At 38.7% G+C, this 23987-nt stretch carries 27 protein-coding genes and 1 tRNA gene; 16 read left to right on the top strand and 12 right to left on the bottom strand.

Annotation, left to right across the window (positions count from 1 at the left end; translation table 11 throughout):
- Nucleotides 1-161: 161 nt before the first annotated feature.
- Nucleotides 162-986 (top strand): cyclase family protein, encoded by an 825-nt coding sequence (locus tag DMZ48_RS02595; protein WP_242009086.1) that lies wholly within the window; start codon nt 162-164, stop codon nt 984-986.
- Nucleotides 987-995: 9 nt separating this feature from the next.
- Here DMZ48_RS02595 and DMZ48_RS02590 read toward each other — a convergent pair whose 3' ends face one another.
- The gene (locus DMZ48_RS02590) at nt 996-2345 is read right to left on the bottom strand and encodes a TlpA family protein disulfide reductase (RefSeq protein WP_143953529.1); all 1350 of its coding nucleotides are present in this window, start codon (nt 2343-2345) and stop codon (nt 996-998) included.
- 132 nt (nt 2346-2477) lie between these two features.
- On the opposite strand from DMZ48_RS02590, the gene DMZ48_RS02585 reads away from it, so the two are divergent.
- From DMZ48_RS02585 to DMZ48_RS02560, 6 genes are all read left to right on the top strand, one after another.
- Complete coding sequence (locus tag DMZ48_RS02585) at nt 2478-3203, top strand: SIMPL domain-containing protein (protein WP_143953528.1); 726 nt, start codon at nt 2478-2480, stop codon at nt 3201-3203.
- 42 nt (nt 3204-3245) lie between these two features.
- Nucleotides 3246-4277: a hypothetical protein gene (locus tag DMZ48_RS02580; RefSeq protein ID WP_143953527.1), complete on the top strand. Its 1032-nt coding sequence runs from the start codon at nt 3246-3248 to the stop codon at nt 4275-4277.
- Nucleotides 4278-4396: 119 nt separating this feature from the next.
- On the top strand, nt 4397-4819 hold the full coding sequence (locus DMZ48_RS02575; protein ID WP_162558653.1) for a hypothetical protein: 423 nt from the start codon (nt 4397-4399) through the stop codon (nt 4817-4819).
- A 16-nt stretch (nt 4820-4835) separates the two neighbouring features.
- On the top strand, nt 4836-5561 hold the full coding sequence (locus DMZ48_RS02570) for a Bax inhibitor-1/YccA family protein (RefSeq protein WP_143953525.1): 726 nt from the start codon (nt 4836-4838) through the stop codon (nt 5559-5561).
- A 372-nt stretch (nt 5562-5933) separates the two neighbouring features.
- Nucleotides 5934-6332 (top strand): DUF1398 domain-containing protein, encoded by a 399-nt coding sequence (locus DMZ48_RS02565; RefSeq protein WP_242009085.1) that lies wholly within the window; start codon nt 5934-5936, stop codon nt 6330-6332.
- A gap of 55 nt (nt 6333-6387) precedes the next feature.
- Nucleotides 6388-6765 carry a SpoIIAA family protein gene (locus tag DMZ48_RS02560; protein ID WP_143953524.1) on the top strand — a complete coding sequence of 126 codons (378 nt, stop codon included), beginning with the start codon at nt 6388-6390 and terminating at the stop codon, nt 6763-6765.
- A gap of 14 nt (nt 6766-6779) precedes the next feature.
- Here the strand turns inward: DMZ48_RS02560 and DMZ48_RS02555 are convergent, their stop codons facing one another.
- Nucleotides 6780-7622: a universal stress protein gene (locus DMZ48_RS02555; RefSeq protein ID WP_143953523.1), complete on the bottom strand. Its 843-nt coding sequence runs from the start codon at nt 7620-7622 to the stop codon at nt 6780-6782.
- Nucleotides 7623-7962: 340 nt separating this feature from the next.
- Between DMZ48_RS02555 and DMZ48_RS02550 the strand changes: the two genes are divergently transcribed.
- Nucleotides 7963-8154 (top strand): hypothetical protein, encoded by a 192-nt coding sequence (locus DMZ48_RS02550; protein ID WP_143953522.1) that lies wholly within the window; start codon nt 7963-7965, stop codon nt 8152-8154.
- Between the two features lie 337 nt (nt 8155-8491).
- Nucleotides 8492-9052: a DUF4256 domain-containing protein gene (locus DMZ48_RS02545; RefSeq protein ID WP_199287926.1), complete on the top strand. Its 561-nt coding sequence runs from the start codon at nt 8492-8494 to the stop codon at nt 9050-9052.
- A 115-nt stretch (nt 9053-9167) separates the two neighbouring features.
- Here the strand turns inward: DMZ48_RS02545 and DMZ48_RS02540 are convergent, their stop codons facing one another.
- The gene (locus DMZ48_RS02540; RefSeq protein ID WP_143953520.1) at nt 9168-10043 is read right to left on the bottom strand and encodes a DUF808 domain-containing protein; all 876 of its coding nucleotides are present in this window, start codon (nt 10041-10043) and stop codon (nt 9168-9170) included.
- Nucleotides 10044-10330: 287 nt separating this feature from the next.
- On the opposite strand from DMZ48_RS02540, the gene DMZ48_RS02535 reads away from it, so the two are divergent.
- From DMZ48_RS02535 to DMZ48_RS02520, 4 genes are all read left to right on the top strand, one after another.
- The gene (locus DMZ48_RS02535) at nt 10331-10894 is read left to right on the top strand and encodes a leucine-rich repeat domain-containing protein (RefSeq protein ID WP_143953519.1); all 564 of its coding nucleotides are present in this window, start codon (nt 10331-10333) and stop codon (nt 10892-10894) included.
- A 20-nt stretch (nt 10895-10914) separates the two neighbouring features.
- Nucleotides 10915-11433, top strand: coding sequence for an STM3941 family protein (locus tag DMZ48_RS02530; RefSeq protein ID WP_242009084.1), 519 nt, complete (start codon nt 10915-10917; stop codon nt 11431-11433).
- 102 nt (nt 11434-11535) lie between these two features.
- Nucleotides 11536-12102, top strand: coding sequence for a hypothetical protein (locus DMZ48_RS02525; RefSeq protein WP_143953517.1), 567 nt, complete (start codon nt 11536-11538; stop codon nt 12100-12102).
- Between the two features lie 44 nt (nt 12103-12146).
- Entirely contained in the window at nt 12147-12689 is a 543-nt protein-coding gene (locus tag DMZ48_RS02520) for a DUF4287 domain-containing protein (protein WP_143953516.1), read from the top strand.
- A 125-nt stretch (nt 12690-12814) separates the two neighbouring features.
- On the opposite strand, the gene DMZ48_RS02515 is transcribed toward DMZ48_RS02520, so the two are convergent.
- The 3 genes from DMZ48_RS02515 to DMZ48_RS18830 all read right to left on the bottom strand — a co-directional run bounded on the left by DMZ48_RS02515 (nt 12815) and on the right by DMZ48_RS18830 (nt 13962).
- Nucleotides 12815-13027, bottom strand: coding sequence for a hypothetical protein (locus DMZ48_RS02515; RefSeq protein ID WP_143953515.1), 213 nt, complete (start codon nt 13025-13027; stop codon nt 12815-12817).
- Nucleotides 13028-13657: 630 nt separating this feature from the next.
- The gene (locus DMZ48_RS18490; protein ID WP_162558652.1) at nt 13658-13807 is read right to left on the bottom strand and encodes a hypothetical protein; all 150 of its coding nucleotides are present in this window, start codon (nt 13805-13807) and stop codon (nt 13658-13660) included.
- Nucleotides 13808-13833: 26 nt separating this feature from the next.
- A complete protein-coding gene (locus DMZ48_RS18830) occupies nt 13834-13962 on the bottom strand; it encodes a hypothetical protein (RefSeq protein ID WP_277872829.1) in 129 nt (42 codons plus the stop codon).
- Between the two features lie 328 nt (nt 13963-14290).
- Between DMZ48_RS18830 and DMZ48_RS02505 the strand changes: the two genes are divergently transcribed.
- Complete coding sequence (locus DMZ48_RS02505; RefSeq protein WP_143953513.1) at nt 14291-15232, top strand: hypothetical protein; 942 nt, start codon at nt 14291-14293, stop codon at nt 15230-15232.
- A 249-nt stretch (nt 15233-15481) separates the two neighbouring features.
- Here DMZ48_RS02505 and DMZ48_RS02500 read toward each other — a convergent pair whose 3' ends face one another.
- The 6 genes from DMZ48_RS02500 to DMZ48_RS02475 form a co-directional block, all read right to left on the bottom strand.
- Nucleotides 15482-16279 (bottom strand): hypothetical protein, encoded by a 798-nt coding sequence (locus tag DMZ48_RS02500; RefSeq protein WP_143953512.1) that lies wholly within the window; start codon nt 16277-16279, stop codon nt 15482-15484.
- Nucleotides 16280-16535: 256 nt separating this feature from the next.
- Complete coding sequence (locus DMZ48_RS02495) at nt 16536-17810, bottom strand: McrC family protein (RefSeq protein ID WP_143953511.1); 1275 nt, start codon at nt 17808-17810, stop codon at nt 16536-16538.
- Nucleotides 17811-20381, bottom strand: a complete 2571-nt coding sequence (locus DMZ48_RS02490) for an McrB family protein (protein WP_199287925.1) — start codon at nt 20379-20381, stop codon at nt 17811-17813.
- Between the two features lie 276 nt (nt 20382-20657).
- Entirely contained in the window at nt 20658-20855 is a 198-nt protein-coding gene (locus DMZ48_RS18880; protein WP_143953510.1) for an Arm DNA-binding domain-containing protein, read from the bottom strand.
- Nucleotides 20856-21107: 252 nt separating this feature from the next.
- Nucleotides 21108-21181 (bottom strand) — tRNA-Ala (locus DMZ48_RS02480).
- A gap of 16 nt (nt 21182-21197) precedes the next feature.
- The gene (locus DMZ48_RS02475; RefSeq protein WP_143953509.1) at nt 21198-21995 is read right to left on the bottom strand and encodes a universal stress protein; all 798 of its coding nucleotides are present in this window, start codon (nt 21993-21995) and stop codon (nt 21198-21200) included.
- 55 nt (nt 21996-22050) lie between these two features.
- Between DMZ48_RS02475 and DMZ48_RS02470 the strand changes: the two genes are divergently transcribed.
- Nucleotides 22051-22566, top strand: coding sequence for a GNAT family N-acetyltransferase (locus tag DMZ48_RS02470; RefSeq protein ID WP_338420289.1), 516 nt, complete (start codon nt 22051-22053; stop codon nt 22564-22566).
- Nucleotides 22567-22590: 24 nt separating this feature from the next.
- The gene (locus tag DMZ48_RS02465) at nt 22591-23928 is read left to right on the top strand and encodes an MATE family efflux transporter (RefSeq protein WP_143953508.1); all 1338 of its coding nucleotides are present in this window, start codon (nt 22591-22593) and stop codon (nt 23926-23928) included.
- The last annotated feature ends 59 nt before the right edge of the window (nt 23929-23987 follow it).

Below are 23987 nucleotides of genomic sequence, written 5' to 3'. Positions count from 1 at the left end.
TCTAAAGATACTGTATGTCAGCGACTTATGCTATTTAAATCTCTAAATTAACAAACGATACCCATCATCCGATTTTATATTCGTATGAACTGATTTAATTTGACATCAAATTAAAATTCAATAAATTACTGTAAAGTCAGATGTTAAATTCGATAGCCTAAATGATGAAAGTAGTCCTCCCTCTTTTGTGCTGGCTGTTCCTTACAGCTTGCAATCAAAATTCAAAAACACACCAGGGTTCTAATACGGTTGGACCCGAGGCCTCTACCTCAGCAAAATATGTCGACCTTTCGCATTCATTCTCATCTGAAACCGTGTACTGGGTGACCGCAGAAGAGTTTCACCTGGACTCTGTTTTCAAGGGAATGACCGAAAAGGGGTATTATTATGCTGCCAACAATTTCAGTGCTGCGGAACATGGGGGTACGCATCTTGATGCTCCCATTCATTTTTCTGAATCGGGACAATCCACCGATGAGATCCCACTTGATCATCTGATCGGGCCGGCCATAAAGATCGACGTTACTGCAGCGGCGGCGGATGATCCAGATTATTTGATCAGTGAGGATGACCTCAGATCCTGGGAGGTTAAAAACGGGATTCAAATTCCACAGCATAGTATCGTACTCTTACAAACCGGACATTCAAAATATTATCCTGACCCTAAAAAATATCTCGGCACCGCTGCGAAAGGACCTGACGCTGTCAAAGATTTGCATTTTCCCGGATTGTCTCCGGAAGCGGCAATCTGGCTTATTCAAAATCGAAATGTTAAAGCAGTGGGCATCGATACACCGAGTATTGACTACGGGCAATCTGAATATTTCAAAACCCACGTGATCCTGCTGGGCGCCAATATTCCAGTCTTTGAAAACCTAACCAGGCTTGAAGATATTCCCGACACGAATTTTGAGGTATTTGCGCTACCGATGAAGATCAAAGGAGGCAGTGGCGGCCCCTTGCGAATTATAGCCCTGATAAAATGATCAGGAACGCTAATTTTCCAAAAGCCTTTGAAAATCTTCCGGAGTATCGAGATACCCTTCCAGGATTTTTCCTTCTTTATCGATGACCATATACCTGGGAATAGTACTAACCGAATAATTTTCACCAAAATCAAGATCCATTCCGTTCTCAATCAGGATCTCATAATCAGGATTGACCGAATTGTTTTCTAAGAAATTCTCCCAATTCTCCTTTTTAGCGTCAAGAGAGATCGTTATCACAGCGACATCGGGATCATCTTTGTAAGTATTGGCAAGTTCCAAAACATTCGGTCTTTCCCGGAGACAAGGAGCACACCAGGTAGCCCAGAGATCGATCAACAGAATTTTGCCTTTAAGATCCTTTAATTGAATGGTATCACCATGGCGATCAACCCCTTTAAAATTTCTTGCAACAGCCCCTGCCTCTAATTTCTTAAAACGAAAATAGGCATCCAGCATAGTATTGTAATACGGGTTATCTACTTCCGTTCGCATGATTCCATGAAATACTCCCGAAGTCAGCATCACATTTTCCTCAGGCCATACCTCCGGATGCTTAACGATCTCCTCAATGGCGATGGCCTTCATAAAATCGTTTTCCGATCGATCCTTTCCAAGCCTCCCCACATAATCAAGAAAAGAACCCACATCTACGATCTTTCCAAACTGACGTACATACCTGATCTTATAAGCTATAAGTGTAAGCACCGGTAGCGAACGTATCCCGGGACCATATTCAGGGATATCACGAATCATGTCGAAATAGGGATCTGACGGATCCAAATTCCTGACCGCCATCCCCATATGCAGTATCATAAAAGTGTATATACGATAATGATTATAATAGCTTAGCATTTTAAATTCATCAGCTGAGATCCTTCCTGAATACGTTTCAAGATCCTGATCGCGTTCCTCTATGAATTCATCCATGAAGCGCTTAAGTGAGTCCGCCGACTTAAAACCTCTTAAAGTACCATAGTGTTGATTCAGAAATTTTAAGGTTCCATTATCCAAAGCATTGAGCAAAGAGTCGGCAATGTTTTCGGTATGTACTAAAGAATCCTTCCCGATCCCGATTTTTTTATCCACCCCGGGAACGTTTAACGCAAAATATCCAGGACCGCCATTAAAAGCATGTATTGTAATAAATTCAGGAATACTGTCTTCAAAGATGGCCTCTGAATTAACCGGAAGCACCCTGATCAAGTCACCATTCATTGCATAGATTCGCAAACTGTCAGAAACTGAAATGTCTGGAATATGGTATTTGGAATATAAAGGGGCGGATCGCTGGCAGGATATTAATAGCAAACCGGTCAATACAAATCCAAGGCTTAGTTTATAAAGAAGACGATTCAATGGAATATCGATTAAATATTAGCAGTACAAAGTAAGGAAATATTAGGTGATGTTTATGCTGTGATCGAAGGGATACATGCATTTCAAAGTTATTTTCTAAATTAGAGGAAATCAAGACTATTCCTACATTTTATGAAAAAAACAATAATCACCCTTGCGCTGATCTTACAGGTTAGCTTTATGCTTGCAAAACCTTTCCAGGAAAAGAACTTTATCGATGAGAATTATATCGAGGTCACCGGAACTTCAGAGATGGAGATCATTCCTGATGAGATCTTTCTCAAAGTCATTATAGACGAAGAAGAGCGTAAAGGAAAACAATCGCTTCAGGAATCAGAACGTTATTTGGTCAATGTGCTGCAAAATCTGGAAATAGATGTTGACGAAGCGCTCAGTATCAAGGACATCAATAGTAACTTCAAGAACTATTGGATCGGAAAATCGGACGTATTCACACAAAAAGAATATGAAATAGAGGTTAAGGACGCAGCAACCGCCGGGGAGATCATCAAGGCGTTGTCTGAAAATAACATCTCTAATTGTACCGTTTCAAGAATCTCCCATTCCGAAATTGAAAAATTCCGTGAAGAAGTGAAGATCGAAGCGATAAAAGCCGCTAAGAATAAAGCGGAAAAGCTTACTTCCGCAATCGGACAAAAGACCGGAAAGGCGATCTTCATCCGGGAGAATGGTGATACCAATGTGTATGAGGGAAATATGATGGGTATCTCGAATGCCATTACCATAAGAGGTAATGCTGCCATTTATGGAAGTCGGGCGTCACAGCCTTTGATTGAATTCGGAAAAATCAAAATGGAATATAAAATACTGGTGCGGTTCAAACTGGAAGATCTATAAAGCCCTGAATCCCATAACAACAAAACCAAAAACACGGAAAGCATGATATACTTTTATCTAATTATTTACCTTTTCAGGATCATAAATATCACAGAACCGCAACCTGAAATCACGATTACTGCAGCGCCCGATTATATAGAATATACCCGGATCATCAATAAAGCCGAAAGCAGTATACTAAACGAAAAGATCGGAGAGGCACAGCATTATTATGACGAAGCCTTTAAACTCACCAAAAGGCCACTCACCAATCATTGTTATACCTCCCTTCAGGTTTCCGCCATGTTAAAAGACCCTTTGCATTTCAAAGATCTTTCAGGAATCGCCTTCCGATCCGGATTAAAACCTGAATACCTGGAAAAGGATTCGCTGTTGAATTCATTTATACAAGAAGAGCACCTTTATGAATATCTCGAACAGACCTATCTGGAAAACAAAGATGCCTATGCTGCACAGATCGATAAATTCTTATATGACACTATAGGTAAAATTGCTATTAAAGATCAAAAATGGAAGGTATATTATTTAGAAACCATGCCGAAAAAACACCCGGAACGAGAAAAAGAATATGAGCAGATCTATGACAGTATTGTAAGCCATCTCGTAGAAGAACAACTCATGCCTCTAATAGAACAATACGGATATCCGGGAGAACGCAAATTAGGATCTGATCCGGTTGGATATGTTCCCAATGATGCTTTCCGATGGGCATTCGTAAATAATACCGCTAAGCTTGTTCTGTTGCATTATTATTCCCGGCCAAAAACGGAACGATACAATGCCCTGTTAAACAAAGAAGTTAAAAAAGGAAACCTTGTACCTGAACATTACGCCTCTATTATGGACTTCCAGGCACAATATGGATCCCATAAGACTGGTGAAGAGAAATTCTACAATCAATGGATGTACTCGAAAGATTCCACGCAGTTCGAAGCTATCAACCGTCGCAGGGCTGAAATAGGACTACCTACATTCCAGGAGAAAGAGAAAAAAGACGAAAGGGGTCATGAGAAATGTGCCGGGTTAAAGCAAGGCCAATATCACTACATCAAATTATTTCACTGGTGTGGTTAAACTAAAATATTTTCCTACATTTAACCACTCCCCCGAACATTAAAAAATAACAATGTTCAATCTAATTTATCATGTGTAAATACATATTAATACTACTTTGCTGCTTCCTTTTTACCGGAATGACAGCACAAAATTTCGAGATCATTCAGGACATAAAATTCAACTCAGCCGAAAGCTATAACGACAATAGCGACCTCGTTCTGGAATGTGCCAATTTTCTCTTTAAAAACCCCGCCGATTACAAAAAGGCCAATCGCTACAGAGCCGTTAGTTTTATAATCAACTGGATGCAGGGCACTCCGGATTATACCTTCGATATCAGCAAAGATGCCATGGATCTCACCAAAGGAAATGATGAACTGCTCGGTTTGTATATGGCGGCCATGACCAAGACTGTTTTAGATAATCCGGATCTCGAACTATCAGGTAAAGAAATCTATAAGAGATCTGAAAAATTACTGGTCGATTACTGTGCCGATCCAAAGAATAACATCAACCCTTCACGATCTATCAAAAAAATCCTGAAAAACCGTAAATCCTAATTTTTACCACTATACTATGCAAATACCTGAACTACCGCAGGAAGAAACAGTTTCTCGTCAATTTACCGAGGAACAGATCAAGATCGAACAAGCAAACTTTATGTCACGGGTTTATGCCTGGATGTCAGGTGCGTTATTACTCACCGGGAGCATTGCCTATGGTGTTTCCATAACTCCGGAGATAGTTGAATTTATCTTTGGAAACAGAATCGTCTTTTACGCACTCCTGTTTGCAGAAATCCTATGTGTTGGATTCATTGCTGCCCGTATCAACAAGATATCAGCAGATACCGCTATTATCATGTTTATGGGATATGCTGCACTAAACGGTTTAACCCTTTCAGTAATTTTCTTAGTTTTCACCAGTGCTTCGCTAACCACAACCTTTGCGGTCACAGCCGGTACGTTCGGAGTCATGAGCATATACGGTTATTACACCAAAACAGACCTTACCACTATCGGCAACTTAGCCTTTATGGGATTGATCGGACTCATCATCGCGTCGGTGGTCAATTTTTTCTTTCAGAATGAAATGTTGTACTGGATCACTACCTATGCAGGCGTACTGATATTCGTAGCATTGATAGCCTATGACACCCAGAAGATCAAGAATATGAATATCATTGGTAACGAAGGAACTGATGAAGATAAAAAGGAATCTATTTTAGGAGCCCTTACACTTTATCTGGATTTCATCAACCTCTTCCTCTACCTACTCCGTTTATTCGGAAGAAGAAAATAAACCGTGAACAGAAAAGCAGTAGACTGTTCTCCGTTTACTGCTTTTCTGTCTTCCTACTTCCCTGCTTCTCTTACTTGGCTCAAGCTCTAAAGGAAGCCGAGGCAAACATTGCACCCTTCTAAAATTATCCAATTCCACCCTTTTGGGTCGGGGTAATGAATTGGAATTGGAAAATACAAATCACATCGCCCTTTCCCCTCGCTTGACCCCAGCCCTAAAGGGAGCCGAGGGAAAGACTTTTTCCCTTTTCAAAACCTCCAATCCCACCCTTTAGGGTCGGGGTAATGAATTGGAATTGGAAAGGAGAACCAAAATGAAGAATTTTAACTTCATGATCATTATTTTATTAAGTACCTTAGAGTCATTAATGGAATGAAGACCATGTTTACGTTGGATGAGATCACCGCTGCACTTGCCAAAGTTCGTTCTGGTAAAGATTTTCCTGAATATATCAGGGAAATCCGGAAAATAGGGGTTATCGCCTTTGAAACCCGGGTTAAAGACAACCAGACCATCTATTACGGTTCAGATCATTATGAACTTTTTAGTCCGCCCCTGCATGAAGATCTCCATATCGCTGCAGAATCCAATAAAGAAAGTTTCCTGAATAACCTGAAGGCACATCAATCCGGGGAAACAGATTATTTCCGATTTTGCAAGGACTGTGCCCGATCGGGGATCGAAAAATGGGTCGTCGAACTTCGACAACTTACCTGCACTTATTATGACAGCGATGGGAATGCGATCTTCTGCGAGTCGATCCCGGAATAACGCTTTCCTCCCACAACGCTTGTTCTTCATTTTCATCCGATAAAAATGACATATTATGATAGGACAATTGCAAACTTTTAAAGGAAATACGCTAGCCATCGAAGTGATAGACGGCTTTACAGAAAATGATGAGAAACTGGCACAGAAATTCTTCCATGCTAAACTGGAAGAAGGTTTTGATCAGGTAAATGTCCTGGTAAAACTCGATGAGCTAAAAATAAGCCATTCCAGTACCAAAGCATTTATGGAAGACATTTTATGGAGTCTCAGGAATTACAAAAAAATGGGACATCTCGCGATCGTTGCCCATTCCAATATTATTAAAGCATTGGTGCCTATCGACAACTTGTTCTTTGCCCGTGCCAGTGAAGGTCGGTACGAGCGATATTTCGATGTCTCTCAAATGAAAGAGGCTATGGAGTTTGTTTCATGAAAAACGAACTGAAACTAGGCAATTTGAGTTTCACGCATATAACGAACGGCCGGTAAAGACAACAAAGGAATCTTAGCTCCTGCTGCCATGATCTTCGTTTTACTGCGATGCACCAATGAATCCCAGAAACCATATTTCAATGGGATCATTATGAGCAAGTCTGAATTGCTTTCCCGTATCTCCTCACGAATAGCTTTTACGATCTCCGGAGATTCGATATTTTTATAGAAATAGGAAACATCGTTCATTTCCTCCTCGATCAGTTCTCTGCCGATCCGGGACTCTTGAATCTTCCTGATCTCTTCCTTGACATGGAAAACTTCTACGACAGCGCCAAAATCCTTCGCGACTTCTCTGATTCGATTAAGCGCACGTTTATGAAGACAGCGAAATACATCGACAGTAAAGAGAATGTTCTTAATTCCTTGATATTTTGCGGTTACTGGTATCGCAAGTAACGGAACTTTTAACCTTTTAATGGCGGCTGTGGTAGTATTTCCTAAAATGTCCTGTTCGATAGATTTCTGCGCCATTCCCATTACGACAAGATCTGCATCAAAAGCATTGATACATAACTCTAGTTCTTCAAAAAAATCACCGGTAGCAAAATGCGTTTGCAACCGGACATTATACATTTCGATAATCTCTTTTCCCAAAGCGATCAGCTTTTCTTCATTATGGGAGAACAATCGTTCCATGGAGCTCATGGAAATCCTTGCATTAATCGCATGGATGGAAGGATTGTAAAGATAAAAAAGGATCAATTCATAATTCTGCTCCTGTGCTAAACCGGCTGCATAATGAAGTGCATTAATAGATTCCGGCATAAAATTCGTTGCGACAATTACCTTCTTCATGACTCGTATAATTTACTCCGTAATTTACGAAATACAGCCACTTAAAACAAGTATGTAACTGGTAATATGTCACCGTTTTCATACTAAAAGTCTCAATATTTAAGATCAATTTCCATATCTCAAAAAGATATAAGGAGACGGGAAAGGCGGACTTTTCCACATTGCAAAACCCGATTACACCCTACTATTAGGTCGCCAATCATCAACAGAAGGAGAAGATCCGGTCATCTATCTTACCGATGACAAAGGGGTCAGTCCCTACCGTTCCGTAAATGACGGGAACAACATCAGTAATTGTTCCGGTGGCTGCGCGGAAGTATGGCCACCCCTAAAAGCATCGATGAGCCTGGCTCTGCCTTCTTCTTTGGATCCAGAAGATTTCAGCTACCTGAAAAGAGAAAACAATCTGGGTCCACAACTTTCATTCTTAGGGAGTCCTATCTATTTCTTTACTCCCGATGACAATACCAGAGGCAATGTTAACGGAGAAGGAGGTGCTGGAGAAACCTTCTTTTCGGTGAAACCACAATAAATTTTCTTCAGTTAACTACCTTACCCTGTAGCCGTGCTTATTTGGAGAAGTACGGCTACCTGGTGGTGACAGAAGAACTAAATACCTGCACTTTTCACAGAAAACGGAGAACAGAAGACAGAAGACAGAGAACTGTTTACTATATCACTTCTTCACTGCTTTACTGTTTCACTGCATCCCCATTTAAGAGTGCAACCTGTAGCCCGTGACCAAACCTAAATTAGGAAGCTTGAACTTTTGATGTATTCATTGATTACAGAAAACTGCTTTCCGTTGACTGAGTTCTACAATTTTTAGGGTATCTTGATCTCAGTACGTTAAATCTAAGACGATTGCGATGGAATCAAAATCCCTGACAAAAGAAGAGACTACCAACCTCCTGCATATCCTGGAAAAACGGTTTTATGAAAATACCTTCCGGCACCCGGAACTTTCATGGAACGAGATCGAAGTTCGACTACTTCAAAATCCAGAAAAATTATGGTCGCTTAATGAAATGGAAAGCAGCGGTGGAGAACCGGATGTAACGGGATATGAAAAAGAAACGAATCGATACATCTATACCGATTGTTCCCGGGAGAGTCCGTCAGGAAGACGAAGCCTTTGTTACGACCGAAAAGCGTTGGAATCCCGAAAGGCTCATAAACCTCAGAACAGTGTTCAGGATATGGCCGCTACAATGGGAATCCAGGTATTGACCGAAAAGCAATACTTTAAACTACAAACTTTAGAAACCTTTGACCTTAAAACGTCGAGTTGGCTGGAAACACCCGAATCGGTCAGATCCCGTGGTGGGGCTGTTTTTGGCGACCGAAGATATAACCGCGTTTTCATCTATCACAATGGCGCCGATTCTTACTATGCGGCGAGAGGATTTAGAGGACGACTTGAGCTTTGAAATTCTTTAGTGATTAAGTCTGCTTACGCAATATAAAGTGACAATCCTGCTCCCGATAGGTGACGGGACTCCTGACTGCGGCAACGTCGAGTGATGGTGCTATTAATACGGATAATCAGTGATCTTTCTTCTTAAAAAGCTTTTTCACCAGGCTGATTAGAAGAAACACTATAAAACCAATTACGAGTCCGAGCATGAACTCCACGATGAATGCGGGAATACTTTCAAACAGTCCGTGGAGGAAATGAATATTGTGTGAGAATATCCCTCCGGACACCAATAATAAAGCGATCGTTCCAATAATTGAAAGTGCTTTGATCACTTTGGGAAGGGCTTTTACCAATATGCGTCCAACCTTGTCAGAAAAGCTATTTGTTTCCTCGTTCAGATCGATCAAAGCTTTTCCGAATTCGTCCATACGAACGATCAGTGCCACGATTCCGTATACCCCAACCGTTGCTACCAGTGCAATAAGAGAAACCACAATGATCTGGTTCAATAAGGGCTCTCCGGTCACCGTACCCAAAGCGATGATAACAATCTCGATGGAAAGAATAAAATCGGTTACAATCGCAGCTTTCACTTTTTCTTTTTCATGTTTCAAAATTGCCTCCTCACTGAGATCCTTAATGGATATTTTTTCAGTCTTATGAGCGTGAGGCACAAAGAACTCATAGATCTTTTCCGCCCCCTCATACGCAAGATAGAGTCCGCCCAATATCAAAATAAATGTGATCACAGCAGGAACAAAAGCACTCAGGAGGAAGGCTATAGGCAGAATGATCAATTTATTAAGAAGAGATCCTTTGGTTATCGCCCATAGTACTGGTATTTCACGCGACGACATAAATCCGGAGGCTTTTTCTGCATTGACCGCGAGGTCATCACCCAATATTCCGGCGGTTTTCTTGCCGGCCACTTTTCCCAAGACCGCAACATCATCCATTAGGGATGCAATATCATCGAGTAACGCAAAAAATCCTGATGCCATAGAATCGTATAAAAATTTAACGGCAAGATAAGTTCGATTTTCATGAAACGAAATGAAAAATTAAAAATTATCACCTGTTTTTCTGTAACCCCAATAAAAATCTGAGTTCGCGAAGTCCCAAAAAACCTGAGCCCGCGAAGAACACTTTCACCACAGGTCACTCGAGCATCTTCGTGCGCCAGCAGACCTAGATAAATTAATTTCTACCCGACTTTCCATTATCCGAATTTTATTACATTTATAGCAAAGTTTCCTCCCCCCTTCAATTTTAACTCAAAACATTGACTATGAAAAAATGGATCTTATTTTTATGGTTGCTGACTGGTTGCACTCAGGAGAAAGATCGGGAGGAACCATTATTCGCCTCCCTATCGGAAGAGGAGACTGTTTTTATTTCTTTAGAAGAATACGGATTAACTGCTGTGCCGAAGGAAATAACTCAATTGAAAAAAATTAAAAAACTCAGTATAAGCGCCATAGGAAGCAGTAAAGGATGGTCGATCTATCCGCCTCATCATGTATTGATCGAACGGATGAAATCACAGCCGACACAGGAACTTCCCGATGAAATCACACAACTGACTTTACTGGAAGATCTTGCACTGGAGCTACTGAATTTAAAAACGCTGCCGGAAGACTTCGATAAACTCTCAAATCTGGAGTCGTTGGATCTCGGCTCAAACCAATTGATCCTATCGGAAGAAGTAGATAAACTAACGCAGTTAAATAAACTGCGTTTTCTGACCGTTGAAGGCAATACGGTAACGGAAGCAGACCTGGCTACCTTGAAGCAGGCACTCCCCGAACTGACGATCAATCCTGAAAAACCCAATGAATATATTGCACCATGAATGATAAAATAGTAATCCCCTTGAGCAGGAACAAAATTTTACTGCAAATACTCGGCTGTATCCTATTTGTAAGCCTTGGCATCCATTTCATACTCAATCCCGAAGTTTATATGCGTGGTATTCTGGGGAAAAAGCCTGTGATCATAACTGCAGGTATTGCCGCTGTTTTATTCTTCGGACTCTGTCTGATATTTATTGTCAAGAAACTTTTTGATAAAAATGCAGGACTTATCATCGATGAAAAAGGGATCACGGATAATTCTAATGCCACGAGTGTCGGACTCATAGCCTGGGAAGATATCACCGAAATACATACCCTGGAAATCGTCAAGACCCGAATGTTGATCCTGGAAACAGATAAACCCGAGAAATATATAGAACGCGCAAAGGGTATGGTTGCCAAACGAGCGATGAAGACCAATTACGAATCCTATGGATCTCCAATTTCTATTATTTCCACGACCCTAAAGATCAACTTTAGGGACCTTGAAAAGACGGTCTTGGAGGCTTATAATCAGCATAAACAATTAAAATTTTGAGATTTGTTACCCGCTATGTACTATTCACGATAATATTGATAACATTCTTAAATTGTATTTTTTGAATCCTCTCGAGTTTATCCGGACTTATAAGACTATCCTATGACAAAAAAAGACTTCTTTCGAATCCTTATTAAACTATTTGGACTTTACGCATTAATATTTACTGCTTTTGTCTTTGTCCCAGCCAATATGGGATACATATTTATAGATTTTAAACCGGTTTCATTATTGTGGATATTCGGTATTATAATATTCCTTGTTCTCATATTTACATTCCTGATCCAAAAATCTGATCGTATCATCAATGCCTTGAAACTCGATCAGGGATTTGACGATAACCGAATAGAATTAGGAAATTTCAACAAAGAAAATATACTCCAATTAGCTCTGATACTCATTGGGGGATTCCTGATCATTGACTATGCTCCTGTATTTCTGCATTTTTGCTTCCTTGCCTTTAAAAGTAAGGTCTCTAGGGATAGTAGTAATCTGATGAATGAACTATTCTTTGGCCGAACTCAGGATTATTTTAATTGGACCATTGCCGGACTCAACATAATTCTGGGATATCTGCTTCTTACAAACACCACAATCATCATAAAATGGTTGACCAGAAAAGAGAAGAAAAAGATTCAGGAAAGCATCAATACCAATTTAAAGCATTAAATTGTTGATATACTTCAGTTGCACCTGTATTATAAATCAAAATTATGGACAAAGCACTTCAAACTATGATCGAAAATATGCCAGCAAAGACCGGCAAATCCTTAGAAGAATGGAAGTCGATCCTAAAGAATAAGTCCTTTGCAAAGCACTCTGAAGGTGTCAGCTATCTCAAATCGGAACATGGGGTGACACACGGGTTCGCCAATATGATCGTAACCCTTTCTAAGGAAGAAGATCACTCTTCGGAAGATTTGGTGGAGGCACAATATAAGGGAAAAGAAGCACTGATACCGATCTATCAAAAGCTGATAGAAATTGTCAAGGCTCTGGGGACTGATGTGACCATAACACCTAAAAAAGGAAGTGTCAGTATTATCCGGAAAAGACAATTCCTGTTGATCAAACCCGCTACTAAATCCAGGATCGATCTCGGCTTTAAGCTCAAGGACAAACCCACGACTGCAAGACTTGAAAATTCTGGTCCGTTCGGCACCATGTGTACACATAGAGTACAGGTAACAGACCTCAGTGAAATCGACCCGGAATTAAAGGCCTGGATCCTTGAGGCGTATCAGGCATCGATTTAATTTTTAATTATACCTGTTATAATCTATATTTAAATGAATAGTCTACAGATACGAAAGGAATTTTGAGATAACTACTAGCAAAAATAATTTAATCAACAGGTTTAATGTGAATTAATTAAGGTTAATCAAAAACTTTTACCAATAATAACATCCGAAAATTCTAATGGTTCATTTTCAATAGTAGAAATTTGAAGCAAATTGGTTTCAGGAGCTACAAATGCATTTAATTCTATCTGTTGATCATCATTATCCAATTGTTGTCCGTTATCACCCTGGACACAACTACCCATAACAATAATCGTTAGTAAAAAAATAGAGGAAATAAATCTTGATTTCATGTCAACGTGTATTTTAGTGAAAGTATGATTTTTATTACGATCGATCCGTTAACACTATACTAATGTATAATGAGTTATATTTTCTGAGCGCTCTCACGTTTACGATATAACTTCACGTTCTGAAATTTGTTATTTACAAATTACAATCATCATTTGAAGACTAATACTTACCTATACACCATAAGTTTCTGAAATTCAAACATGCATTCCCCTTTTCAAACCAAACTAATCAGAAAGATCAATTAAAGGCTTTACCAATTAACTATAAAGTGATCGGAATGGGTACAATGGGATACAGAGCGAGTGTGAGAGCGGTTGGTTAGTACTTAATAAGTCAAACGGCACTTTGAACTGAGCACTTCGCTCACAAAACTGCATAAAAAAAGTGCGGACTTAATACCCGCACTTTGCTCTCTTAACTGTAAGTTGTGGAGAAGATGGGACTATCCAAAATCTGATTTTTTGAGCCTTTAAAGGCCCTCCCAAGGATCCCAAATTCAAAGCCCCCCGCATAGCCCCCTTTTTAACATTTTTTAACGTTTAAACAGCTCTTCCCCTTCAATGAAATCCGAAAAATCATTAAATACTGACCTTAAACAGTAAGTCGACAGGCATAAATATTTTAATCTTTTAAAATGGTAAATCAATTCCGGATTGATTATCACTCTTACTTTTAGGATCGAAAATTCGAGGTTTTAAGCAAACTTCAATGGGAATACCTATGCAACGTGATATGGTTGGCTTATCCGGTACAGTAATTTTAACTAATTCGTCTTTCATATATATTGGATTTGGATTCTAAGAAATTATTTGATATTACTATCATGGTCAATTTGATTATTTTCTTCCGAAATCATCTTTGCCCGCTCAGCGGCAGCTTTTAGTATCGGTTCCCATTTTGCCCTGAATTCAGGAGAACGTTTAAACGTCTTCATAATTTGAGATTTTTCATAAAGAGTAAGTTTCCTGCCAGGTGTATTATCACTCATCAGATTTACAATTAAAGATTAATGTTTCAGAAAATAAACCCAATAAATTTAAATAAAAATATTTTTAAATATTTACGGGAATCCTCACTTTTCAATATATTTTAAACCCCGGAATTGAACTCGATAATCTTCCACAGATCTTAACAAATCCGCTTTTTAGTTTTAATTCCCAGATTTTATATTTATCAACCATTTTGACAAAAAAAATTGATCTGATTATTATATCTTAACTTCAGATCAAGATAGAACAGATACTTACCTAAACCGACTCCAAATGCCTTATATAAAGGAAGCTGATTTCAAATTCATTTTTAAATACTCTTCCCGCAAACATTTTAATTATCCAAACTTTCACTATTATAAAAACCATATCCCCATACTTGAGGAAAATAATATCGAAAACTGTCTAAAATGGAAATATCTGCTATTGAACACCCGTTTTTATTATTCATATTATTATAGTCCTGAAGTGCATGATCTTCAGTCTCCGTGTATAATTGAGGATGAAAAAAAGCTTCTTTTTCATACCGATAAAAATTGTGAGATTCTGAATTTCAAATTACCTCTGATTGGTGTTCCGGATACTATAAAATTTTCATATCCTACCGATAGAAACAAAACTCTTAGTTGTGAGCAGAAACTTATAAAACAAAGAAGACAAGTCAGGCTGTTTAAATTGTGGTTTAAAGAATATTATGACCTTTACTTTAACAATACTGAAGAATTTCAGAGACTGCTTAAGGATGACTGGGAAATCACCCAAAAATTAAAGGTATTTGTAAAACCGATGTATACCTACGCAACATATGAAAATATTACGTCCATTGCCGAAGTGGATAAAGCAATAAAAAAACTGGTAAAAGAAGGTCAAAAATTTATTGATAAATATCCGGATGACAACAAATTCTGGGAAAATAGCCGTAGAAATGATTTACGAGGTATTAAAATAATTTACGCTCGAGATTATAAAATCCCAAATCACCTGAGTAATTTCTTATTTAGAAAATCAGACGATTATTTAGAACCGATTACGGATTTGATCTTCCAGTATCATCGATTATGTTACAATCCGGAATTAAGCCTGGATTTGGAACTTCTGGAGAAATTAAACTTTCACCCTTGTCCCGTTTGCGACGGTTCGGCTACCAGAAGTGATCTCATTGACCTCATGCTAACGGATGATATCGAAGACCCTACTGATCACCTCCCGTTTTAAAATAATATTTATCAATTAATCTACTGATTAGGTCTTAGAAATTATATCGAATTCCTTTTAAGACATTTTTCGGTATTCCCTTTAATGGGCAATAGTTTAGCCATGGAACCGTCAAATGTTATCGACTCTGAGGTTGTGGACATTAATTATGATAATATACACTTGGTTATGGTAAATCTACTAATAGTTCTTTGGTTGATTTCGTCCGTTTTTTCATCAATAAAATTTTCATATATAATATCATAAATACTATTCAATAATGACATCAACTACATTTTCGAAAATATCTTTATCAATATAGATCCCCATAGAAGGATCGGGACAGAACAACACCCGATACATAACAGCAGGTTCTAAGTCTTCTAAGGTATACCTTCTGTCAACACCATCATAATCAGTAAATGAAATCAACATGCTTCCTACCCTCCCATTAATGTCACCAACATATAAACCAACATATTCTTCTTCATACATTTCTAAATCTTTAAAAACTCCAACTGTTAAAACATCTCCATTGGTATCAAATAAATCAAAAGTAGGACCTCCAGCAAGATTATTTTTTGCAACCACCACCAGAGATTGAAACGGTTTTACTGTCAATCCCAAAAAGGTTTCCTTACTAAAGTCATGAGTTGTCTTCGTATAAAAATACATTGAAGAACTTGTATATTCAGGTAAACCCACGGGTTCGGTCTGAATTATAATTTCATACTCGCGCAAAACAACCTGAAAAGTATTCAGTCTAAAAGATTCAAAACCTGTAAACTCATAAGCCGGTTCACTCTCTCCTGGAATAAAAAATTGAACATTGAAAACTTCGGGAACCACTACAGTTGGTGGATCCGGAAATGAACAGTCCAAAGCATATGCCATTCCCTTTGTTGCTTTGGTGGACCAGGGCGATGCTTGGGAAACAATCTCAAGTTTTAAATCTAAAGTAATTGTACCTACTAAAAGATCTTCAGATGGATTCGGTAATTCATCCTGACATGATAAAAATAACACATAAAATAGGGCAAGAACTGAAAATTTTTCAACTCCTTTCATTTTTCAAGTATTTAAATAATTAAGTTCTATTTGTTGGTCAACAAATCTTAAACACAAAAATACTAAACTATAATGTATATTATTGATTTTCAGTGCGTTTATTTAGCTGTGATTTAATAAATACAAAGCAAAGCAAACAGCCTTTATTACATATATTGATATAAATGTTAAGTCTATGAGCAGTAAAAAATCAACCCAAAACTGAATTAATATAACAAGGTCTGAAATTCCTCAATTAAGTGGGATATACCTTATTTTATAAAATTTGACACCAATTTTCAATACTCTCAAAAATCCTTAACTGCCATTTCTTAATACACACATCAACTCCGATAGAAATTACAGCACACTCTTCCTCCCCTAATTCATTTGATTTAATTCTATTATGGTCATAGTAAAAACCTGAATTTGAAGTATTCTCTGTTCCGGGATATAATAGAGCAACCCGCTTTGCTTTATAATACTTTAGGTAAACAAACATCTGCCTGAGGTCTTCCGGAGAAGGATTATATCCGCTTAAATTTTTCCATTTTGTATCTAAAACAATGCAATTGTCGGAATCTTTATTAATAACAATATCGGGCTTCATTTTACTATGGTATCCTAATAGAGGTTTCCAAAAATTCCTGGTGTTTTGAGCAGCAATACTGGTGGTACTTGCCTTATGCTTTCGTAAGCTTATAAAAACAAATTGCTCCCACAGCATGTTCATATCGAACATCAATGCCAATACATTGTTGGTGCCCCGGTTTACATCCGGATGGTAATTTAGAAGAAGTAGCTTTGCAATTTCCAATGCATTTCTGTACGGTTCTGCTTTACGATCAAATGCTATTCTATCAAAAACCGATTCAGTTATTTTGATATCATTCTGCTCCGGAAAGTTCAATAATGATGCTCCTAATCTACTTTTCAGATGTATATTGGTATTGATGTAGCTCAATAACTTCAAAGCTTTAAAAAGAATAGCGTGAATAACATGCTCCTTATCGTAGGTAGAGTGTTTTACATAAAACCGTTCTTGACGAACCAGGTTTTGGTTTAAGTGTTTTGCAAATTGAATACTTCCCTTTAATGCGTTTCTATTTCCTTCCGTTTTTCGGTACTTTTTTATGAGTCCACGATGTTGTAAATATTCTACTTCACGAATGTAGAGTTCAAAGTAGAGATCTAGGATAGAATTTTGCCGTAAGTTTAAATTACTGTTGCTAGGGGCGTGTATATCTAAGATTCCCACAGCATGGAGCATGGAAATCAGCACATTTCTCCAGGAAAATTTAACCCTCTCATCGTTCGGATTCGACTTATCCGCTTTTGGAAGGACTTCAATGACTAAATTACCTAATTGAATTACACCAACATATTCATTGAAGCGGACACCATGGTGGATTAGTGAATAGTAGGGGACTCCATTTTCGCCATAGAACAATTGTAAAGCCTCTAACTGTACTTTTGTGAGACGTTGATCACCGCGGTCAATTCGCAAAGTCTCATGCTCAAAAACGGTAATATGTTCCGGGTTCTGTTTCAATTAAATATCTTTCCCTTGTAATAGATTCAAAGCCTCAACAAAATTTTGATCGCTCATTTGAATGATATTTTTAAGTCTATACACTTTTCTTGAATTTAACATACTTACATCGTAATCATCGAAATGAGCAAATATGTTCTCTTCATCTTGCTCATTTCGGATGTCGAAGAATCCGGATCCTATTACCAAACCAATTTTACCATAATCTCCAAAAAAGTATTCTTGAAGTAAGGGAAGAATCTTGTTTTGGAATGCCAATTTTAAGCTTTCCAGATTATTTACGGTTAGAAAATAGCTATGTCCGATCATATGATCTTTATCTAACAGCTTTTCTATACGATTGTTGATCGTTTCTAAAAGTGTCGTAAGATCAATATTGTGATCAGGGATGATTCCGTTAGGAACCTTTCCTTCGATTCTAATTAAATCCGGAATGGGTGGCATTTCAATAAAACTGAATCTTCTTCTTAAGGCAGTGTCTAAGGCTTCAACGCTTCGATCTGCCGTATTCATGGTTCCAATTATATATACATTGGGAGGAACACCGAACATTTCTTTACTGTAGGGAAGCTGTACTTGAATAGCTTCAGGATTACCCAAACGTTTATCTTCTTCTATAAGGGTGATCAATTCTCCAAAGATTTGGGAGACATTCCCACGGTTTATTTCGTCAATGATTATTACAAAAGGTTCCCCGTTTTTTCCTTTAAAGTCGACCTTTTTTAACGAATTAACGACTTCAATTTTATCTTCCCATTTATATTCCTGATCCGTTTTTTTATTATTATTAATCGCATTACTATTTCGTATAGCGTTCAGAACCGCCCAGTTTGCAGTTGAATTACTTCCACCAATTACTGACCGGAATTGCTGATCAATATTATTTATTTCATTCAGGTCAGGGAATGCAGCATGTATTTTAGACAATCGCTGTTTGGATACGGGATAAGTATTATCTTTTCCGGGATGTTTGATAAGGATGTTATCTTGTTGGGAGATTCCATCAACAATTACCTTCCCTCCGTTTTTAGTTTCCAGTTCCACTTCCTCATTAGTAGATAGTCTATCCTGAATCGTAGCAACAAATTCGTCGAAAGCTAGAGAAAAGTCCAAGACTTTCTCAGTGGTAACTGACTCATTTTCCTTGGCTAATGAAAATGTAGCTTCAACACATAGTTTTTGAAAGATTCCTTGTTCAATTTTATATATAACCGGATCTCCTTCCTTTTGTGGCTCCACAGGTTTTATGCCTTCTACAAAATCTTCATAGGTCATACTTTGATGAAAGGTTGTGAAGACGATCCTGTTTTGGGATATCTTTTCTTCGAATTTCGCTTTTATATCCGCCCGACTTAGTCCGGTTAAATCTTCATCGAAAAGTTCTAATGTCTTATTGATAGTATTGTAGGTCTTACCTGTGCCTGGAGGGCCATACAAAATTGAATTTAAAGGAGATTTATTCATTCTGGGGATCTTAATTTTCACATGTTTATCATCTTCTATTCCGATGATGCTTTTAATTCTGTCGATAGTTTCAGGATACCGTGTATAATCAGTTAAGGTTTTTACAATAATATCTGTATTTTCTTCGGTCCAAATTCCCTTTTTTATCCAATTTACTTTTCTTAACGATTTATGATCTTTTGAAGTTTCATCATAATAATAGTCTGAAGTAACGTACCCATATCCTAAGTATTCTTTTCGGCCTTTCTTTGCAATAACAACATCTCCAACAGACATATTTTTTAAGAAATCAAAATTTGCCGCCGCATCATTTTTTTTAGAACTATCCGTTTGCTGCAGCTCCTGTAGTTTGGAAACAATATCTTCCTTGGAATTATACCTTCTAAGATCTCCCAATTCATTCCATCCCAACCCCATAATACCATCATTGTAATACTTATCCCAAAACCTGGCCTTTCGACCTGGAGAGTATAACCAATATTTCCGTTGTGTTTTATTGTTTTCCGGATATTGAGAGTTTAAATCATTTTCCCTGGCATACGTATTCCATATTCTATTTGAATAGTCGTAAATAGATTCGTTATATCCTTTCTGAGTGATTAATGCGGTATGTAATTCCCCAAGTGATGCATCGGTTGAGAGTCCATTTCTTTCGGCTTCTCGTATAAGTGCTTCCTTTTTATAGATAGGTATGATCTGCTCATTGGAATATAAAAATGCAATCTTCCATTTAAAGGCATCTCCTAAATCTATGGTATCAATTTCTTTAATGGATCCCTGCGTAGCAAATTCTGCAATTTGAATAATGTAATGTTTTATAGTGTTAAAAGCATCCTTACTATTCTGACCATATTTTCCTACCCATGAATATTCCCCATCTGTTAAATAACCCCTTCTACTATCATTTTTTGAGCCTTGTCGTTTATAAATCCCAAATTTATAAGAAGAACCTCCCCAAATACTTCCCAGATCTTCGGTTTCAGCTTCTACCCAATAACAAAAAGAGTTTTTATCGAGATTTGTATACTCTTCGAGTGTCATATCCGGCAATTTCTCCAAGGGCCACTTTTCTAAAAACTGTTCAAGAACATTTGAATTATTATGCATTTTGAAAATAATTTTTAATAATATCTACAAATTGAACTATTCCAAAATTCAGACAAAGCCTCAGCCTGTTGGAGAACAGTTTTCTGTAGCTAATTTTTGTAGATTTGGGTAGGGGAGTCTTAATGTCTTACAGCAAATATATATAACCTAACGCATTCCTCCATTTCTCTTTTATTAATTTTAGAGTTTCTAAGTGGTATACATAAAATTTTTTGTTCGCTTACAACAAACGCTGCCCTATTGAATTCTCTTGAGTTTATACTTATAGACATGGCTTCAACTTGGTAGGTGACTTGGTCGGTAATGTTGACTTGTTCTGTCGTTGGGGTTCCATTTATCAGGCTCCACATACTTTCCAGTACTGAATTCAGATCGTCTCCCGTCATAGGTAATTCTACATATAACCAGACACAGCCCCTTGGAATTTATCCGGGCTCTTTTAATGTAAAATATTACTGATATAACATTACTCATAGAATTGCACCCTTTATGTGCCCCTTAAAAATATAAAAATCAGCGTTAACAAATGTTAAAGGATTTCTGTGAGAGCCAATAAAATCAGGGGTTTTCGCATTTCGAGTGGGCGATTTTTAAGAAAATAAAAAGGGTACCGAATATGCCCCTTTTTATTTGATATTATTTGGTATTATTTGATATCCTAAAAAATAAAAATCCCGTAAATACTGGAGGTTTGCGGGATTTTGGTTTGTTTTGGTATCCTATTCGTGGAGAAGATGGGAGTCGAACCCACGACCTCTTGCATGCCATGCAAGCGCTCTAGCCAGCTGAGCTACATCCCCAAAATGACCGCGGTCATCAGTACTTCTTAACGCTTAAAACCAATAGTGGTATCGAACATCTGAATTCGCGCTTCAAAATTATATTTTTTTCCCAAAGTTTCGCAAAAAATCCGCGTTTTCTTCTGAAGACTACCAAAATTTCCGGATTGTGCTGCTGGAAGTGTTCCAATACCCCCTCAAACGTGGTCGTGTTCTCCGTGATCTGTATATTTGAACTCAGGTCCATCAATGCCGGATCTACCCTCAGGTCATTTTGAGAATAGTTCGGTGTCTTCACCAACAATAAGTTCAAGGTCAGTCCGAACATCTCCTTCATATCTCTTAACGGATTCAATAAGGTTTTGTTTCGCACGATTCCAGACTTGAAGGCTACCAATGCCGACTTATAATTTTTAAATGTATTCCCTTCCGGTACGATAAGTGCCGGAATGTTGGTTCTCTTGACGATGCTGCCCGAAGTACTTCCGAGAAATACCTCCTCCCGGATATCATTACTCTTCGGTTCCAGCACGATCAGGTCGATTCCGAATTCCTTATCGATCGCTTTAACGCCATCTACCGGACTCCCGTTATACGTAGCAACCTTAATCTTCACACCCTTTCGGTCTACCCCCGCAATCACCTCTTCCAGTTGCCGGTGACTGGTCTCCACCACTTTTTGCTCGATACTGGCCATGGAACCAGCCTTTGAGATCAACGTGAATGCCTGCATTACATAGATATCTGAACCGAACTTACTGGCTAGATCTACAGCATATTGCAGTGTGTTCACAGAATTTTTTGATGTGCCAATGGGAACCAGAATGTGCTTCATAATTTACTTCGTCTTATTTTTACGAAATAAAAGTAATGAAAAAGTTTTACTACAAATGATAGTACGTATTGCATTAACGAAAGAAATCGACCGACTCCTGGAGATCGCCCGGGCCTGCGACCGTCATATGCGGACTAAAGGAATCATTCAATGGACCGATAATTACCCGTCAAAAGAGGCCTTCCTCAAAGATATCGAGCGAGAAGAACTCTATGTTCTGGAAGATAACAATATCATTATCGGCTGTGTGGTCATCTCAAAACTCAAAGATGAATTCTATAATGAGATCGAATGGCTGACACCCGATAAAAACAATTATTATATCCACCGACTTGCGGTCCATCCTGATTTTCAGAAAATGGGACATGCCCAACGCATGATGTCCTTTGCCGAAAGCCTGGCTAGGGAAAACGACGCAGCGTCTGTAAGACTCGATACTTTTTCTAAAAATCAGGGAAATATGCGATTCTATGAACAAAGGGGATATCAACGACTGGCGCCAGTTTATTTTCCGCAGCAAAGCGAACACCCGTTCCATTGTTATGAATTAGTTTTGCAATCCTCTGAATAATTTCAAAAATCACATTCCGGTTTGATGAAGCAACAGACAAAAGTTTCCTTCCTTGAAATAAATAAGCTCGCCATACCTGCTATTATCGCGGGCATCGCCGAACCCCTCATCTCCCTAACCGATATCGCTGTGATCGGCAATGTAGATGATCATCCGGTGGAAGCATTGGCTGCGGCGGGTATCGTTGGATCCTTTCTCTCGGCCATCATCTGGATCATCGCACAGACCAAAACCGCAATCTCCTCCATTGTATCTCAACATTTGGGAGCTAACCGGCTATATGCAGTCAAAACACTGGTTCCTCAGGCGCTGCTGTTTAACTTCCTGTTAAGTCTTGTCATCTATTTCTCGACGGCCTTTGCCGCAGCACAGATCTTCCGCCTCTATAATGCCGAGGGGATCATTCTGAACTACACCGAGGAATATTACCGGATACGAGCGCTGGGATACCCCTTAACCCTTGTCACTTTTGCGATCTTTGGTGTCTTTCGCGGCATGCAAAATACCCTTTGGGCCATGCTGTGTAGCCTTTCCGGAGCAGTGGTCAATGTGATCCTCGATTATCTCCTGGTTTATGGCTATAGTGACCTAATTCCTGCCATGCATTTAAAAGGAGCTGCATGGGCGAGTGTTTCCGCTCAGGTGATCATGCTGATGATGGCCTTGTACTTCTATATCACCCGAACACCGTTTGGCTTTCATATCCGAAAAAAGATCAATCCGAGAATGAAAGACCTGCTTTTGATGAGTCTCAATCTCTTCATTCGAACTGCAGCCCTGAATTTTGCGATCTACCTCGCCAACGCCTATGCTACAGGATACGGCAAGAACTTTATCGCCGCTCAGAGCATCCTGATGAACATCTGGCTATTCTTTTCTTTCTTTATCGACGGTTATGCCAATGCTGGAAATGCGATCTCGGGACGTTTACTCGGTGCGAAAGATTACAAAAGGCTCTGGCTTTTGAGTGTAGATATCAGCAAATACTCCATCATTATCGCTCTGATACTTGCAGCGGTCTGCGGTATTTTCTATCGCGATATCGGTTGGCTCTTTAATAAAGATACCGCTGTACTGGCATTGTTCAGTTCCGTCTTCTGGATCGTATTGATCATGCAACCCGTGAATGCCATTGCATTTATGTTCGACGGTATTTTTAAAGGCCTTGGAGAAGCGAAATATCTGAGAAATGTCCTGCTAGCAGCCACCTTCCTCGGATTCACGCCGACCCTACTGTTCTTCGACAGTATCGGATTCCAACTTTACGCGATCTGGATCGCTTTCTTCGTCTGGATGCTGATCCGCGGAGGAGCCCTCGTATTCAAATTCCGGCAGAAATATTTACAAGGATCTAACCGCTAAATCGTAACTTGTATCCTTATAATAAATTCTAAATTCTAAATTCTAAATTCTAAATTCTA

The sequence above is a fragment of the Robertkochia solimangrovi genome (assembly GCF_007279655.1).
GTDB lineage: Bacteria > Bacteroidota > Bacteroidia > Flavobacteriales > Flavobacteriaceae > Robertkochia > Robertkochia solimangrovi.
Note: the sequence above shows the minus strand (reverse complement) of the source record. Positions and strands in the feature narration are given on the sequence as shown.

What these genes read in the sequence shown, in the direction of transcription:
- DMZ48_RS02570 (WP_143953525.1), top strand. Translation starts at nt 4,836, where the DNA reads ATGCAAATACCTGAACTACCGCAGGAAGAAACAGTTTCTCGTCAATTT.
- DMZ48_RS02500 (WP_143953512.1), bottom strand. Translation starts at nt 16,279, where the DNA reads ATGAAAGGAGTTGAAAAATTTTCAGTTCTTGCCCTATTTTATGTGTTA.
- DMZ48_RS02505 (WP_143953513.1), top strand. Translation starts at nt 14,291, where the DNA reads ATGCCTTATATAAAGGAAGCTGATTTCAAATTCATTTTTAAATACTCT.
- DMZ48_RS18490 (WP_162558652.1), bottom strand. Translation starts at nt 13,807, where the DNA reads ATGAAAGACGAATTAGTTAAAATTACTGTACCGGATAAGCCAACCATA.
- DMZ48_RS02465 (WP_143953508.1), top strand. Translation starts at nt 22,591, where the DNA reads ATGAAGCAACAGACAAAAGTTTCCTTCCTTGAAATAAATAAGCTCGCC.
- DMZ48_RS02565 (WP_242009085.1), top strand. Translation starts at nt 5,934, where the DNA reads ATGAAGACCATGTTTACGTTGGATGAGATCACCGCTGCACTTGCCAAA.
- DMZ48_RS02585 (WP_143953528.1), top strand. Translation starts at nt 2,478, where the DNA reads ATGAAAAAAACAATAATCACCCTTGCGCTGATCTTACAGGTTAGCTTT.
- DMZ48_RS02515 (WP_143953515.1), bottom strand. Translation starts at nt 13,027, where the DNA reads ATGAAATCAAGATTTATTTCCTCTATTTTTTTACTAACGATTATTGTT.
- DMZ48_RS02525 (WP_143953517.1), top strand. Translation starts at nt 11,536, where the DNA reads ATGACAAAAAAAGACTTCTTTCGAATCCTTATTAAACTATTTGGACTT.
- DMZ48_RS18830 (WP_277872829.1), bottom strand. Translation starts at nt 13,962, where the DNA reads ATGAAGACGTTTAAACGTTCTCCTGAATTCAGGGCAAAATGGGAACCG.
- DMZ48_RS02535 (WP_143953519.1), top strand. Translation starts at nt 10,331, where the DNA reads ATGAAAAAATGGATCTTATTTTTATGGTTGCTGACTGGTTGCACTCAG.
- DMZ48_RS02595 (WP_242009086.1), top strand. Translation starts at nt 162, where the DNA reads ATGATGAAAGTAGTCCTCCCTCTTTTGTGCTGGCTGTTCCTTACAGCT.
- DMZ48_RS02540 (WP_143953520.1), bottom strand. Translation starts at nt 10,043, where the DNA reads ATGGCATCAGGATTTTTTGCGTTACTCGATGATATTGCATCCCTAATG.
- DMZ48_RS02550 (WP_143953522.1), top strand. Translation starts at nt 7,963, where the DNA reads ATGAGCCTGGCTCTGCCTTCTTCTTTGGATCCAGAAGATTTCAGCTAC.
- DMZ48_RS02470 (WP_338420289.1), top strand. Translation starts at nt 22,051, where the DNA reads ATGATAGTACGTATTGCATTAACGAAAGAAATCGACCGACTCCTGGAG.
- DMZ48_RS02520 (WP_143953516.1), top strand. Translation starts at nt 12,147, where the DNA reads ATGGACAAAGCACTTCAAACTATGATCGAAAATATGCCAGCAAAGACC.
- DMZ48_RS02475 (WP_143953509.1), bottom strand. Translation starts at nt 21,995, where the DNA reads ATGAAGCACATTCTGGTTCCCATTGGCACATCAAAAAATTCTGTGAAC.
- DMZ48_RS02580 (WP_143953527.1), top strand. Translation starts at nt 3,246, where the DNA reads ATGATATACTTTTATCTAATTATTTACCTTTTCAGGATCATAAATATC.
- DMZ48_RS18880 (WP_143953510.1), bottom strand. Translation starts at nt 20,855, where the DNA reads ATGAGTAATGTTATATCAGTAATATTTTACATTAAAAGAGCCCGGATA.
- DMZ48_RS02575 (WP_162558653.1), top strand. Translation starts at nt 4,397, where the DNA reads ATGACAGCACAAAATTTCGAGATCATTCAGGACATAAAATTCAACTCA.
- DMZ48_RS02490 (WP_199287925.1), bottom strand. Translation starts at nt 20,381, where the DNA reads ATGCATAATAATTCAAATGTTCTTGAACAGTTTTTAGAAAAGTGGCCC.
- DMZ48_RS02560 (WP_143953524.1), top strand. Translation starts at nt 6,388, where the DNA reads ATGATAGGACAATTGCAAACTTTTAAAGGAAATACGCTAGCCATCGAA.
- DMZ48_RS02555 (WP_143953523.1), bottom strand. Translation starts at nt 7,622, where the DNA reads ATGAAGAAGGTAATTGTCGCAACGAATTTTATGCCGGAATCTATTAAT.
- DMZ48_RS02545 (WP_199287926.1), top strand. Translation starts at nt 8,492, where the DNA reads ATGGAATCAAAATCCCTGACAAAAGAAGAGACTACCAACCTCCTGCAT.